Raw genomic sequence first — 13,251 nt, forward strand, 5'->3', positions numbered from 1 at the left:
TTGATCGGCCGCACAGAAGGGCGCCCGCCCGTGACCACCACCATCACCGAGACCTACGGCGTCGACCCCACTCCGACGCCGCTCGCTCTGCTGCTGCTCGGCCGGGAGGCCGACCCGAACAGCGAGCGCGGCGTCGAATGCCCCGGTGACCTCCCCCCGGCCTCCGACCCGGACCTCGTCGAGCGCGCCCGCGCGGCCAAGGCCGCGCTCGGCGACCGCGTCTTCATCCTCGGGCACCACTACCAGCGCGACGAGGTGATCGAGTTCGCCGACGTCACCGGCGACTCCTTCAAGCTCGCGCGCGACGCGGCGGCCCGCCCCGAGGCCGAGTACATCGTCTTCTGCGGCGTGCACTTCATGGCCGAGTCGGCGGACATCCTCACCAGCGACAGGCAGCAGGTCGTCCTCCCCGACCTCGCGGCCGGCTGCTCGATGGCCGACATGGCCACCGCCGAGCAGGTCGCCGAGTGCTGGGACGCGCTGACCGACGCCGGCATAGCCGACGTGACCGTCCCGGTCTCGTACATGAACTCCTCCGCCGACATCAAGGCCTTCACCGGCAAGCACGGCGGCCTCATCTGCACCTCCTCCAACGCCAAGCGCGCCCTGGAGTGGGCCTTCGAGCAGGGCGAGAAGGTGCTCTTCCTGCCCGACCAGCACCTCGGCCGCAACACCGCGGTGCGGGACATGGGCTTCTCGCTGGACGACTGCGTCGTCTACAACCCGCACAAGCCGAACGGCGGCCTGACCACCGAGCAGCTGCGGGACGCGAAGATGATCCTCTGGCGCGGCCACTGCTCGGTGCACGGCCGCTTCAGCCTGGACTCGGTGAACGACGTCCGCGAGCGGATCCCCGGCGTGAACGTCCTGGTGCACCCCGAGTGCAAGCACGAGGTCGTCGCGGCCGCCGACATGGTGGGCTCGACCGAGTACATCATCAAGGCCCTGGACGCTGCCGAGCCCGGCTCCAAGTGGGCCATCGGCACCGAGCTGAACCTCGTCCGCCGCCTGGCCAAGGCGCACCCGGACAAGGAGATCGTCTTCCTGGACCGCGCGGTCTGCTTCTGCTCGACCATGAACCGGATCGACCTGCCGCACCTGGTCTGGGCGCTGGAGTCGCTGGTCGACGGTCGGGTCCCGAACGTGATCACGGTCGACCCGGAGACCGAGAAGTACGCCAAGGCGGCGCTGGACCGGATGCTGGCCCTGCCGTAGTCCGGCCCCGGGACCCGCGCCGACCTTCGGCACCGGTCCGGAGCGCCCGGTGGCGAACGGGCGAGTAACAGCGAAGGGCGGGCCCCCTCCCACCGGAGGGGGCCCGCCTTTTCGTCTGGCAGCAGCCGAAGAGCTACTCGTACTCGGGGAACCCCGGGATCACGCCCTCGCCCTCGGACAGCAGCAGTGCGCGGACCTCGCTGATCGTCGCCTCGGAACTCGGCAGGATCAGGTCGGACGGCTCCAGAGCGTCGTCGGGCAGCCGGGTGCCGTACCGCATCACCGCGTCGAGCAGCTTGCCGTAGGCCTGGCGGAAGTTCTCCTCGTCGCCCGACTCCACTGCGGTGAGCAGCTCGTCGTCGAGCTGGTTGAGCAGGTTCAGGTGGTCCTCGCCCACCTCGAACTGCCCCTCACCCATGACCCTCATGATCATGCCGTGCGTCTCCCTGGTTCGTGGGGTCGAGCTCAGATCACTTGTTGTAGTTGATGCGCGGGGTGTCCTGCGGGTGCGCGTCCTGCGGCTGCTGGGCCGGCTTGCCCTGCTCGATCGCGGCCGGACCGGAGGCGGGGCCGCCGGCCAGCTCGGCCTTCATCCGGGCGAGCTCCAGCTCGACGTCGGAGCCGCCGGCCACCCGCTCCAGCTCGGCCTCGATGTCGTCCTTGCGGCCGAGACCGCTGGCGTCGTCGAGCGCGCCGGAGGCCAGCAGCTCGTCGATCGCGCCGGCTCGGGCCTGCATCTGCGCGGTCTTGTCCTCGGCCCGCTGGATGGCCAGGCCGACGTCGCCCATCTCCTCCGAGATGCCGGAGAAGGACTCGGCGATGCGGGTCTGTGCCTGGGCCGCGGTGTAGGTGGCCTTGATGGTCTCCTTCTTGGTGCGGAAGGCGTCCACCTTGGCCTGCAGCCGCTGGGAGGCCAGCGTGAGCTTCTCCTCCTCGGCCTGCAGGGCCTGGTACTGCGTCTCCAGGTCGTTGATCTGGGACTGCATGTTGGCCTTGCGGGTCAGCGCCTCGCGCGCGAGGTCCTCGCGGCCGAGGGACAGCGCCTTGCGGCCCTGGTCCTCGTACTTCGCGGACTGCTGCTGGAGCTGGGTCAGCTGGAGTTCCAGGCGCTTGCGCGAAGTCGCGACGTCCGCGACACCACGCCGTACCTTCTGCAGCAACTCGAGCTGCTTCTGGTAGGAGTAGTCGAGCGTCTCACGCGGATCCTCCGCCCGGTCCAAGGCCTTGTTCGCCTTGGAGCGGAAGATCAGCCCCATACGCTTCATGATTCCGTCGCTCATGGGCCTCGGGTGCCCCCTTCTCCGGCCTGCGGTGTTTATCTCGTTACCAGACACGACGAGTGTATGTGCAGCGAGCCCTTCGCCGCAGTGCACCTGCCTGCAACAAGACTGCTACAGCGACCAGCGGCAGTTCCTCATCCCCCGGGTGGATCCGCCTCTCATCCTGCCCATGCTCCATCCGACTGATCCCCTACGGGAAGAGCCCGGGAAACCCGGGGCGGAGCCCGGACCGGAGGATCGATATGCGTTTGGGTCCGAGGGGACCCGTGGTCGTGGCCGCGCACCCCGTACGCTGGTGGTGTGTTCCGACGCCGTTCAGATGATGCCGCCGCCTCCGCCACCGTGCTGGAGAAGCAGGACGAGACGACCCAGGCCCGCCACCCGCAGGCCAAGAAGGGCCGCCCCACCCCCAAGCGCAGTGAGGCCGAGGCCAACCGGCGCACCCGGGTGACGGTGCCCAAGGACCGCAAGGAGGCCTCCCGCCAGGCTCGCGACCGGATGCGGGTCGAGCGCGAGAAGCAGCGCCAGGCCCTGATGGACGGCGACGAGCGCCACCTGCCGGCCCGCGACAAGGGCCCGGTGCGCAGGTTCGCCCGCGACTACGTCGACTCCCGCTGGTCGCTGGCCGAGTTCTTCCTGCCGGCCGCCGTGGTCATCCTGGTGCTGAGCATCGTCAAGGTGCCGGCCCTGCAGCTGCTGTCCACGCTGCTGTTCCTGCTCTTCTTCATCCTGGTGATCCTGGACTTCGTCCGCCTCGGCCTCGGCCTGCGCAAGCAGCTGGGCGAGCGCTTCGCCAGCGAGAACACCCGCGGCGCGATCGCCTACGGGATCATGCGCACCCTGCAGATGCGCCGACTGCGCCTGCCCAAGCCGCAGGTGCGGCGCGGAGAGAAGCCCTGACCGCCGAACCGGTGGACTCCGGCTGGGCCCCGCCGTCCTGGGAGGGGCCCGGCCTGTACGCGCTACCCGGACAGGGGGACGGCGGCCACGACCGGCTCGGCCAGGAGCGCCGACTGCCCTCGCGCAGCGGCTCCTTCGCCGGCGGGACCGGCGCCTGGCTGGACCGGCTCGGCGGACTGCGCAACTTCGTCCGCCAGGAACTCGTCTCCCGCCAGCTCGCCGAGCAGCTGACCGGCCGGACCGCGCAGCGCGTCCTCGACATCGGCTGCGGCCAGGGCACACAGGCCCTGCGACTGGCCAGGGCCGGCCACTACGTCACCGGGATCGACTCCGATCCGGTCGCGCTCGGCGTCGCCCAGGGGGCGCTGGCCGAGGAGCCGCCCGAGGTGCGCGGCCGACTTCAGCTGCTCAGCGGTGACGGCCACCAGTGCGGGCGCTGGTTCGGCCCGCGCAGCTTCGACGTGGTGCTCTGCCACGGCGTCCTGATGTACCTGCCCGACCCGGACCCGATGATCGCCTCGCTGGCCCGGCTCCTGGCGCCCGGCGGTCTGCTCTCGCTGCTGGTCCGCAACCGCGACGCGCTCGCGCTGCGGCCCGCCGCCGCCGGGGACTGGCGAGCCGCCCTGCACGCCTTCGAGAGCGACCGGTACTACAACCGGCTCGGGCTGGCCGCCCGCGCCGACCGGCTCGCCGACCTGTCCGTCACCCTCTCCGAGGTGTCGGTGCCGCTCCGGCACTGGTACGGCGTGCGGGTCTTCACCGACAACGCGCCCGACGACGCGACCCCGCCGGTGGACGGGCGGCAGCTGGCCCAGCTGCTGGAAGCCGAAGACCGGGCCGGCCGCACCGACCCCTACCGGCAGGTCGCGGCACTGCTGCACGTGGTCGGGGCGAAGTAGCCCGCCCCGACCGGCCGGGGCTACTCCTCGTGCAGGCTCATCGCGTAGACCTGCTGACCGTCCTCCAGCAGCACCGCGGTGTCCACGCCGTCCTCGACGAGCTGCTTCCAGGTCTCCCCGATCCAGGTCTCGGCGTCCCCTTGGCCGGCGAACTCCTCCTGGCCGCCGCTGGGCGTCGCCGTGCTGCCGTCCGCCTTCTCGTACCGCCACGTCCAGACCATGCCCGGCTCCTCCCGCTGCCCGCTTCCTATGTGGTGCGCACCATAGCCTGCCCGGCCGGATCTTCCGTATGCCTGGTCGGGCAGGATGAGCGGCATGGCGACCCACCTCCCCCTCCCCCGCACGCTGCTGCTCGGCGGCGCGCGCTCCGGCAAGTCCACCCGCGCCGAGCAGCTGCTCGCCGACCGGCCGGACGTCCTGTACGTGGCCACCGGTGGCACCCGGGACGGCGACGCCGAGTGGGCCCAGCGGATCGAGCTGCACCGCAGGCGCCGGCCGGCGAGCTGGCGCACCGCCGAGACCTGCGACCTGGCGGCCGTGCTCAGCGACGCCGACGACCCGGCTCCGGTGCTGATCGACTGCCTGGCGCTGTGGCTGACCGCGGTGATGGACGAGTGCGACGCCTGGGACGACGAGGCTTGGGCGAACGGCGGCGAGGCCGCGGTACAGCGCCGCTGCGAGGCGCTGACCTCGGCCTGGGCGGCCACCCCGCGGACGGTCGTCGCGGTGAGCAACGAGGTCGGCATGGGTGTCGTCCCGGCCACCGCCGCTGGCCGGCGCTTCCGCGACACCCTGGGCCGGCTCAACATGGCCGTGGCCGACGCCTCGGAGCGTGTGCTGCTGGTCGTGGCGGGACAGGTTGTGACAATCAAGCCAGCCGCAGCCTGAATGCCTTTGGCGTGTAGCCTTCCGGACGATGGACACGACCGTGGATCTCGATACGTTCTCCTCGCTCGTCGAGCGCCCCGACGACAGCGCCCGGCGGGCCGCCGAGGAGCGCTGGCAGGAGGCCGGCCGGCCGCGTGGCGGGCTCGGCAAGCTGGAGGAGCTGGGCAGCTGGCTGTCGTCCGTGCAGGGGCACTCCCCGGTGCGGCCGGTGTCGGCGCCCAAGGTGCTGCTGTTCGCCGCCGACCACGGTGTGGCCGCGCTCGGGGTGTCCCGGCTGCCCGCCCAGGGCGGCACCGCGGCCCGGGTGCGGGCCGTGCTCGACGGCACCGCGCCGGTGGCTCGGCTGGCCGCGCGCTACGGCGCCGAGGTGCGGGTGGTCGACGTCGGTGTGGACACCGACGCCGCGGACTTCCCGGACGAGGTGGTCACCCACCGGATCCGGCGCGGCTCCGGCCGGATCGACGTCGAGGACGCGCTCACCCCGGAGGAGACCGTACGGGCCTTCCGGGCCGGCATGGCCGTGGCCGACGAGGAGGCCGACTCCGGCACCGACCTGGTGCTGCTCGGCGACCTCGGGGTCGGCGCCACCACGGTGGCCGCCGTGCTGGTCGGCGCGCTGTGCGGGACGGACGCCGCCGCGGTCTGCGGGCGCGGCTCCGGCATCGACGACCGGGTGTGGATGGTCAAGTGCGCCACCATCAGGGACTCGTTGCGGCGGGCCCGGCCGGTGCTCGGCGACCAGATCGCCCTGCTCGGCGCGACCGGCGGGGCCGACTTCGCGGCGGTCACCGGCTTCCTGCTGCAGGCCGCGGTCCGACGGCTGCCGGTGGTGTTGGACGGTGTGGTCTCGGCGGCCTGCGCGCTGGTCGCCCAGCGGATCGCTTTCCGGGCGCCGGAGTGGTGGCGGGCCGGGCAGTCCAGCGGCGAGCCAGCGCAGGCGAAGGCGTACGACCGGCTGACCCTGACGCCGCTGCAGGACCAGGGGATCACCATGGGCGAGGGCGTCGGCGCGGTGCTGGCGCTGCCGCTGCTCCAGGCGGCGGGCGACGCGCTCGCGGACGAGGCCCCGAGTCCGTTCGTGCCGGCGGCGCCGAAGGAGCAGCCGAAGCTGCCGTCGGCGGCGGACCTGTTGCGGCGGCTGTAGGGCCCGGCCACCAAGCGTCGGCGCTCGGGTGGTGGGCCCCGGCCTTCCGCTTCACGCGGTTCCCCGCGTCCCACTCGGGGCGCGGGGATTTTGCTTGTGCGGTGCGGCGCCGCGCGGTGCGGTGAGGAGAGGGAGCGATGGCGGACAGCGGTGACCGGGCGGGCTGGGGCGAGGGGTTGCGGTTCGCGTTCGGGACGCTGTCGGTGCTGCGGGTGCGGGTGGAGCGCTGGGACCGGGCGGCGGGGGCGCGGGCGATGACGGTGGCTCCGGTGGTCGGGGCGGTGCTGGGCGCCGTCGCGGCCGGGGCCGGGGCGCTGGTCGCCTGGCGCGCGGGCGGGCTGCTCGGGGCGGTGGCGGCGGTGGGGGCGCTCGCCACGCTGACCCGGGGGCTGCACCTGGACGGTCTGGCGGACGTCGCCGACGGGCTGGGCAGCGGCAAGCCGGCCGAGGACGCGCTGCGGATCATGAAGCAGTCCGACATCGGCCCGTTCGGCGTACTGACCCTGGTTCTCGTACTGCTGGCCCAGGTCGCCGCGCTGGCCGGACAGTTCGGACATTCCGCACCGCGCGGCGCGCTGGCGGTGCTCGCCTCGGCGGTGGCCGCCCGGTGCGCGCTCGGCTGGGGCTGTCTGCGGTCGGTGCCGGCCGCCCGGCCGGGCGGGCTCGGAGCGATGGTGGCGAGCACCGTGACGCCCGCCGGAGCCGCCGCCGGGACGGCCCTCGGGGCGCTCGCCCTCGCCGCGACCGGATTGTTCGACGGATGGTCAGCCCTCCGTCTGCCGCTGGCCGTTGCGCTCGGCGTCGGTTGTGCCCGACTGCTGCTGGGGCGCTGCGTCCGACGGTTCGGCGGAATCACCGGGGACGTGCTCGGCGCGATGGCCGAGACCGCGGCCACCGGCACGCTGTTCGCCCTGGCGTTGCTCGGCTGACACCGGGCGGCGCGTGATCCCAGCATGCGGACTACCATGCGTGAAGCACCGCAGCCCTGCACCGTGGCAGGACCTGCCCACGGCCTGCCACGGCGGGCTGCGCCGGTTCGGCAGCCACGCCGCGACCGGCTGTGGACCGCGAAAGAACAGGACGCATTACGTGACTGCATTGTCTGTGAGCACCTCCTCCGCCGCCTCGCTGCGCGCGGACGCCCTGGTGGTCGGCGCCGCGAAGGGCCCGAAGGGCATTGTGCTGGCGCCCGGCGCCGAGGCCGTGAACGAGGCGTTCGACGGCAAGCTGGCCGAGGTCCTCAGCACCCTGGGCGCGACCGGCGCCGAGGGCGAGACCGTCAAGGTGCCCTCCCCCACTGGCCTGAAGGCCCCGCTCGTGCTCGCGGTCGGCCTCGGCGAGGCCCCCGAGGACGGTTACGCGGCGGAGGCGCTGCGCCGCGCCGCCGGTGTCGCCGCCCGTGCCCTGGCCGGCACCAAGAAGGCCGCGCTGGCCCTGCCGACCGAGTCCGCGGACGACGTCGAGGCGCTCGCGCTGGGCGGTCTGCTCGGCTCGTACGCCTTCAGCACCTACAAGGGCAACGGCAACGGCAAGGAGCCGGTCGGCGAGCTGGTCGTGCTGGCCGCCCGCAAGGGCAGCAAGGACGCCAAGGCCGCCGTGGAGCGCGCCGCCGCGATCGGCGAGGAGATGAACCGGGCCCGCGACCTGGTCAACGCCGCGCCGAACGACCTGAACCCGAAGAGCTTCGCCGCGATCGCCCAGGCGGCCGGCAAGGAGCACGGCCTCAAGGTCGAGGTGCTGGACGAGAAGGCGCTGACCAAGGGCGGCTACGGCGGCCTGCTGGGCGTCGGCGGCGGCTCGGCGAACCCGCCGCGGCTGGTGAAGGTGGCCTACACCCACCCGAAGGCGAAGGCCACGCTGGCCTTCGTCGGCAAGGGCATCACCTACGACTCGGGCGGCATCTCGCTGAAGCCGGCCGGCCACAACGAGACCATGAAGTGCGACATGGCCGGCGCCGCCGCCGTGTTCGCCGCCGTGGTGGCCGCCAAGCGCCTGGGCCTGGTCGTCAACGTGACCGCCTGGCTGGCGCTGGCCGAGAACATGCCGTCCGGCTCCGCCACCCGCCCGGGCGACGTGCTGCGCATGTACGGCGGCAAGACCGTCGAGGTGCTGAACACCGACGCCGAGGGCCGTCTGGTGCTGGCCGACGCGATCGTGCGGGCCGGCGAGGAGAACCCGGACGCCATCGTCGACGTGGCGACCCTGACCGGCGCCATGGTGCTGGCCCTGGGCACCCGCACCTTCGGTGTGATGTCCAACAACGACGAGCTGCGCGAGAACCTGCACGCCGTCGCGGGCGAGGTCGGCGAGCAGTCCTGGCCGATGCCGCTGCCGGCCGAGCTGCGCAAGGGCTTCACCGAGTCGACCATCGCCGACCTGGCCAACATGGGCGAGCGGATGGGCGGCGGTCTGGTGGCCGGTCTGTTCCTGAAGGAGTTCGTGGCCGAGGGCATCGACTGGGCGCACCTGGACATCGCCGGCCCGGCGTTCCACGAGAGCGCGCCGTTCGGCTACACCCCGAAGGGCGGCACCGCGAGCGCGGTGCGCACCCTGGTCCGCTTCGCCGAGCAGACGGCGGCCAACGGCAAGGCCTGATCCTTCCGACCTGAGCCTCCACGGGGGTCCGGCGCACACGCGCCGGGCCCCCGTCGGCGTTCCCGCGCGGGTTACCTGCGAGTAGGCCGGGACATCCTGGCGCACGCCTGTTCGCCAAGGGCGAAACTTTGTTCCGCAGTGCGGAAGCAGCGACCGCGACCGGCGCGGATGCCGCCCGTCCGGCGGCCGTCAATACCGCGCTGAGCTGCGATGATGCCCTTCTGTCGGGGGTATTCCCGCCCCCGTGACCACTCCGTGGGACACCCCTGGGGTGGACCCGGACATCAGCCACCGCGAACAAGTGCGAAGATGTATTTCCGGCACGACTGGGCGCCCCACAAAGGCTTCCGACCCACCGGACCGCGACCGGCCCGGCGACCCACCCCATTGCATGGAGGACGTGACGTGGCGAACGACGCCAGCACCGTTTTCGACGTAGTCATTCTCGGAGGCGGAAGCGGCGGTTACGCCGCGGCGCTCCGCGCCGCTCAGCTGGGTCTGAGCGTTGCCCTGGTCGAGAAGGGTGAGCTGGGCGGCACTTGCCTGCACCGCGGCTGCATCCCGACCAAGGCGCTGCTGCACGCCGCCGAGATCGCGGACGAGACGAAGGAGGCCGCCGAGTTCGGCGTGCTGGCCACCTTCCAGGGCATCGACATCAACGGCGTCCACAAGTACAAGGACGACGTCATCGCCGGCCTGTACAAGGGTCTGCAGGGCCTGGTGGCGTCCCGCAAGGTGACCTTCATCCAGGGCGAGGGCAAGCTCTCCTCGCAGACCTCGGTGGACGTCAACGGCCAGCGCATCGAAGGCCGCCACATCGTCCTGGCCACCGGATCGGTGCCGCGCTCGATCCCGGGCCTGGAGATCGACGGCAACCGTGTGATCTCCTCCGACCACGCCCTCAAGCTCGACCGCATCCCGAAGTCGGCCGTCATCCTGGGCGGCGGCGTCATCGGCGTCGAGTTCGCCTCGGTCTGGAAGTCCTTCGGCGTCGAGGTCACCATCGTCGAGGCGCTGCCGCACCTCGTCCCGCTGGAGGACGAGAACTCCTCCAAGCTGCTGGAGCGCGCGTTCCGCAAGCGCGGCATCAAGTTCGAGCTGAAGGCCCGTTTCTCGGGCGTCGAGTACACCGAGACCGGTGTCCGCGTCTCCACCGAGAACGGCAAGCAGATCGACGCCGACCTGCTGCTCGTCGCCATCGGCCGCGGCCCGGTCTCGGCCGGCCTCGGCTACGAGGAGAACGGCGTCGCGATGGACCGCGGCTACGTCCTGGTCGACGAGTACATGCGCACCAACGTGCCCACCATCTCGGCCGTCGGCGACCTCGCCCCGACCCTGCAGCTCGCCCACGTCGGCTTCGCCGAGGGCATCCTGGTCGCCGAGCGCCTGGCCGGCCTCAAGCCGATGCCGATCGACTACGACGGCGTCCCGCGGGTCACCTACTCCAACCCCGAGGTGGCCTCCGTCGGCATCTCCGAGGCCAAGGCCGTCGAGCTGTACGGCAAGGAGAAGGTCGTCACCCTGAAGTACAACCTGGCCGGCAACGGCAAGAGCAAGATCCTGAAGACCGCCGGCGAGATCAAGCTCGTCCAGGTCAAGGACGGCGCCGTGGTCGGCGTCCACATGGTCGGCGCCCGCATGGGCGAGCAGGTCGGCGAAGCCCAGCTGATCTACAACTGGGAGGCTCTGCCGGCCGAGGTCGCGCAGCTGATCCACGCGCACCCGACCCAGTCCGAGGCCCTGGGCGAGGCGCACCTGGCGCTGGCCGGCAAGCCGCTGCACGCGCACGACTGATCGCGCCCACCACCCCCCGTTTCCAGTACTTCCCGTACGCAAGACTTGATAGGAGTCGCTGAAACCATGGCGGTCTCAGTAACACTGCCCGCGCTGGGCGAGAGCGTTTCCGAGGGCACCGTCACCCGTTGGCTGAAGGCCGAGGGTGAGCGTGTCGAGGTCGACGAGCCGCTGCTCGAGGTGTCGACCGACAAGGTCGACACCGAGATCCCGGCTCCCGCCGCCGGCATCCTGGCCTCGATCAAGGTCGCCGAGGACGAGACCGTCGAGGTCGGCGCCGAGCTGGCGATCATCGACGACGGTTCCGGTGCCCCGGTCGCCGCCGCCGCCCCGGTCGCCGAGGCTGCCGCTCCGGCCGCCCCGGTCGCCGCCCCGGCTCCGGTCGCCGAGGCCCCGGCCGCCGCCCCCGCCGCGCCGGCTGCTCCGGCCGCCCCGGCCGGCGACGCCACTCCGGTGCTGCTGCCCGCGCTGGGCGAGTCGGTCACCGAGGGCACCGTCACCCGCTGGCTGAAGGCCGAGGGTGAGACGGTCGAGATCGACGAGCCGCTGCTCGAGGTGTCCACCGACAAGGTCGACACCGAGATCCCGTCGCCGGTCGCCGGTGTCGTCGTCAAGATCCTGGTCGGCGAGGACGAGACCGCCGAGGTCGGCGCCCAGCTCGCGCTGATCGGTGCCCCGGGTGCCGCCGCTGCCGCCCCGGCCCCGGCTGCCGCCCCGGCCCCGGCTGCCGCTCCGGCTCCGGTCGCCGCCCCGGCTGCCGCCCCGGCCCCGGCTGCCGCTCCGGCTCCGGTCGCCGCCCCGGCTGCTCCGGCCCCGATCGCCGCCCCGGCTGCTCCGGCCCCGATCGCCGCCCCGGCTGCTCCGGCCCCGGTCGCCGCCCCGGCCCCGGTCGCCGCCCCGGCCCCGGCCGTCCCGGCTGGCGACGCCGGTGACGCCTACGTCACCCCGCTGGTGCGCAAGCTCGCCGCCGAGCACGGCGTCGCGCTGTCCTCCGTCGCCGGCACCGGCGTCGGCGGCCGCATCCGCAAGCAGGACGTCATCGCCGCCGCGGAGGCCGCCAAGGCCGTCCCGGCCCCGGTCGCCGCTGCCGCCCCGGCCGCCGCGCCGAAGACCGCCGCCGCGCCGTCCGCCCTGCGCGGCCAGACGGTCAAGATGAGCCGCATGCGCAAGGTCATCGGCGACAACATGATGAAGGCCCTGCACGAGCAGGCCCAGCTGACCAGCGTGGTCGAGGTGGACGTCACCAAGATCATGTCGCTGCGCGCCAAGGCCAAGGACGGCTTCCTCGCGCGCGAGGGCGTCAAGCTCTCCCCGATGCCGTTCTTCGTCAAGGCCGCCGCCCAGGCGCTGAAGGTCCACGCGGTCGTCAACGCTCGGATCAACGACGCCGAGGGCACCGTCACCTACTTCGACACCGAGAACATCGGTATCGCGGTGGACTCCGAGAAGGGTCTGATGACCCCGGTCATCAAGGGTGCGGGCGACCTCAACATCGCCGGCATCTCGAAGAAGACCGCCGAGCTGGCCGCCAAGGTCCGCGACGGCAAGATCACCCCGGACGAGCTGTCCGGCGCCACCTTCACCATCAGCAACACCGGCTCGCGCGGTGCGCTGTTCGACACCGTGATCGTGCCGCCGAACCAGGTCGCCATCCTGGGCATCGGCGCCACCGTCAAGCGCCCGGTGGTCATCGAGGCCGACGGCGGCACCGCCATCGGCATCCGTGACATGACCTACCTGTCGCTCTCCTACGACCACCGCCTGGTGGACGGCGCCGACGCCGCCCGCTACCTGGTCGCGGTCAAGGAGATCCTGGAGGCCGGCGAGTTCGAGGTCGAGCTCGGCCTGTAAAGCACCCCGGTCGTACGGAACCCCGCGTCGTCCCCGGACGGCGCGGGGTTCCGCCGTTCCGGGGCCGTGTTTCCGCCCGTCGTGGCATGCGCGGAGGCGGCCGAGCGGGGATGCTGGAGCGGTGATGGACGAGACCGACTTCTGGCAGATCATCGACGAGACCCGAGAGGCCGCCGACGGCGATCCCGACGAACAGGCCGACCGGCTGGTGGATCACCTCGTCCGGCTGACCCCGGACGACGTGATCGACTTCGCCCGGCTCTTCGAGGCACGGTTCCAGCGCGCCTTCCGCTACGACCTGTGGGGCGCGGCCCACCTGCTGCTGAACGGCGCCTCCGAGGACACCTTCGACTACTTCCGCTGCTGGCTCATCGGCCAGGGCCGGGACGTCTTCGAGGGCGGGCTGGCCGAGCCGGACGACCTGGCGGACCTGCTGCCCGAGTTCGACGAGGAGGAGGACGGCGAGGCCGAGGACCTCGGCTTCGCGGCCGACGAGGCGTACGAGCAGCTGACCGGCCTGCCGTTGCCCGAGGTGGGCGGTCGGCAGGCCGGGCGGCCGGCCGGGGCGACGCTGGACTTCGACGACCCGGACGTCATGGCGAAGCGCTTCCCCAAGCTCTGGGAGCGGTACGGGGATTAGGGGCCGTCCCTTGTCGGATCCGGCAAGGACCCGAGGGACAGGCCC

12 protein-coding genes and 1 pseudogene are annotated in these 13,251 nt (G+C 72.4%); 10 read left to right on the forward strand and 3 right to left on the reverse strand.

Annotation, left to right across the window (positions count from 1 at the left end; translation table 11 throughout):
* The first annotated feature begins 30 nt into the window (after positions 1 to 30).
* Entirely contained in the window at positions 31 to 1,215 is a 1,185-nt protein-coding gene (nadA, locus tag ACWC9T_RS21355) for a quinolinate synthase NadA (RefSeq protein WP_449822617.1), read from the forward strand.
* A 133-nt stretch (positions 1,216 to 1,348) separates the two neighbouring features.
* Here nadA and pspAA read toward each other — a convergent pair whose 3' ends face one another.
* Positions 1,349 to 1,648: a PspA-associated protein PspAA gene (gene pspAA, locus ACWC9T_RS21360; RefSeq protein ID WP_355673317.1), complete on the reverse strand. Its 300-nt coding sequence runs from the start codon at positions 1,646 to 1,648 to the stop codon at positions 1,349 to 1,351.
* A 37-nt stretch (positions 1,649 to 1,685) separates the two neighbouring features.
* Positions 1,686 to 2,495, reverse strand: coding sequence for a PspA/IM30 family protein (locus ACWC9T_RS21365; protein WP_355673316.1), 810 nt, complete (start codon positions 2,493 to 2,495; stop codon positions 1,686 to 1,688).
* 300 nt (positions 2,496 to 2,795) lie between these two features.
* Here ACWC9T_RS21365 and ACWC9T_RS21370 point away from each other — a divergent pair, with 300 nt between their 5' ends.
* Both ACWC9T_RS21370 and ACWC9T_RS21375 read left to right on the forward strand, forming a co-directional pair.
* Positions 2,796 to 3,395 carry a DUF3043 domain-containing protein gene (locus ACWC9T_RS21370; RefSeq protein ID WP_449822618.1) on the forward strand — a complete coding sequence of 200 codons (600 nt, stop codon included), beginning with the start codon at positions 2,796 to 2,798 and terminating at the stop codon, positions 3,393 to 3,395.
* A 158-nt stretch (positions 3,396 to 3,553) separates the two neighbouring features.
* Complete coding sequence (locus ACWC9T_RS21375; protein WP_449822654.1) at positions 3,554 to 4,294, forward strand: class I SAM-dependent methyltransferase; 741 nt, start codon at positions 3,554 to 3,556, stop codon at positions 4,292 to 4,294.
* 20 nt (positions 4,295 to 4,314) lie between these two features.
* Here ACWC9T_RS21375 and ACWC9T_RS21380 read toward each other — a convergent pair whose 3' ends face one another.
* Positions 4,315 to 4,515: a hypothetical protein gene (locus ACWC9T_RS21380; RefSeq protein WP_449822619.1), complete on the reverse strand. Its 201-nt coding sequence runs from the start codon at positions 4,513 to 4,515 to the stop codon at positions 4,315 to 4,317.
* Between the two features lie 118 nt (positions 4,516 to 4,633).
* Between ACWC9T_RS21380 and cobU the strand changes: the two are divergent.
* The 7 genes and pseudogenes from cobU to ACWC9T_RS21415 all read left to right on the forward strand — a co-directional run.
* A pseudogene (gene cobU / locus ACWC9T_RS21385) lies at positions 4,634 to 5,182 on the forward strand (bifunctional adenosylcobinamide kinase/adenosylcobinamide-phosphate guanylyltransferase); the annotation flags it as partial.
* Positions 5,183 to 5,210: 28 nt separating this feature from the next.
* Positions 5,211 to 6,326, forward strand: a complete 1,116-nt coding sequence (locus tag ACWC9T_RS21390; protein ID WP_449822620.1) for a nicotinate-nucleotide--dimethylbenzimidazole phosphoribosyltransferase — start codon at positions 5,211 to 5,213, stop codon at positions 6,324 to 6,326.
* A gap of 137 nt (positions 6,327 to 6,463) precedes the next feature.
* Complete coding sequence (locus tag ACWC9T_RS21395) at positions 6,464 to 7,255, forward strand: adenosylcobinamide-GDP ribazoletransferase (RefSeq protein ID WP_449822621.1); 792 nt, start codon at positions 6,464 to 6,466, stop codon at positions 7,253 to 7,255.
* Positions 7,256 to 7,415: 160 nt separating this feature from the next.
* Entirely contained in the window at positions 7,416 to 8,921 is a 1,506-nt protein-coding gene (locus ACWC9T_RS21400) for a leucyl aminopeptidase (RefSeq protein ID WP_449822622.1), read from the forward strand.
* A 405-nt stretch (positions 8,922 to 9,326) separates the two neighbouring features.
* Positions 9,327 to 10,715: a dihydrolipoyl dehydrogenase gene (gene lpdA / locus ACWC9T_RS21405; RefSeq protein WP_224284763.1), complete on the forward strand. Its 1,389-nt coding sequence runs from the start codon at positions 9,327 to 9,329 to the stop codon at positions 10,713 to 10,715.
* Positions 10,716 to 10,781: 66 nt separating this feature from the next.
* Positions 10,782 to 12,566 (forward strand): 2-oxoglutarate dehydrogenase, E2 component, dihydrolipoamide succinyltransferase, encoded by a 1,785-nt coding sequence (gene sucB / locus ACWC9T_RS21410; RefSeq protein ID WP_449822623.1) that lies wholly within the window; start codon positions 10,782 to 10,784, stop codon positions 12,564 to 12,566.
* A gap of 124 nt (positions 12,567 to 12,690) precedes the next feature.
* A complete protein-coding gene (locus ACWC9T_RS21415; protein WP_449822624.1) occupies positions 12,691 to 13,206 on the forward strand; it encodes a DUF4240 domain-containing protein in 516 nt (171 codons plus the stop codon).
* Positions 13,207 to 13,251 lie beyond the last annotated feature (45 nt).

It is taken from the genome of Kitasatospora sp. NPDC001159, assembly GCF_053598235.1.

Excerpts from the sequence above, each read along its gene's own strand:
- pspAA (WP_355673317.1), bottom strand. The coding sequence starts at position 1,648 with ATGATCATGAGGGTCATGGGTGAGGGGCAGTTCGAGGTGGGCGAGGAC.
- ACWC9T_RS21365 (WP_355673316.1), bottom strand. The coding sequence starts at position 2,495 with ATGAGCGACGGAATCATGAAGCGTATGGGGCTGATCTTCCGCTCCAAG.
- ACWC9T_RS21380 (WP_449822619.1), bottom strand. The coding sequence starts at position 4,515 with ATGGTCTGGACGTGGCGGTACGAGAAGGCGGACGGCAGCACGGCGACG.
- ACWC9T_RS21390 (WP_449822620.1), top strand. The coding sequence starts at position 5,211 with ATGGACACGACCGTGGATCTCGATACGTTCTCCTCGCTCGTCGAGCGC.
- ACWC9T_RS21395 (WP_449822621.1), top strand. The coding sequence starts at position 6,464 with ATGGCGGACAGCGGTGACCGGGCGGGCTGGGGCGAGGGGTTGCGGTTC.
- sucB (WP_449822623.1), top strand. The coding sequence starts at position 10,782 with ATGGCGGTCTCAGTAACACTGCCCGCGCTGGGCGAGAGCGTTTCCGAG.
- ACWC9T_RS21415 (WP_449822624.1), top strand. The coding sequence starts at position 12,691 with ATGGACGAGACCGACTTCTGGCAGATCATCGACGAGACCCGAGAGGCC.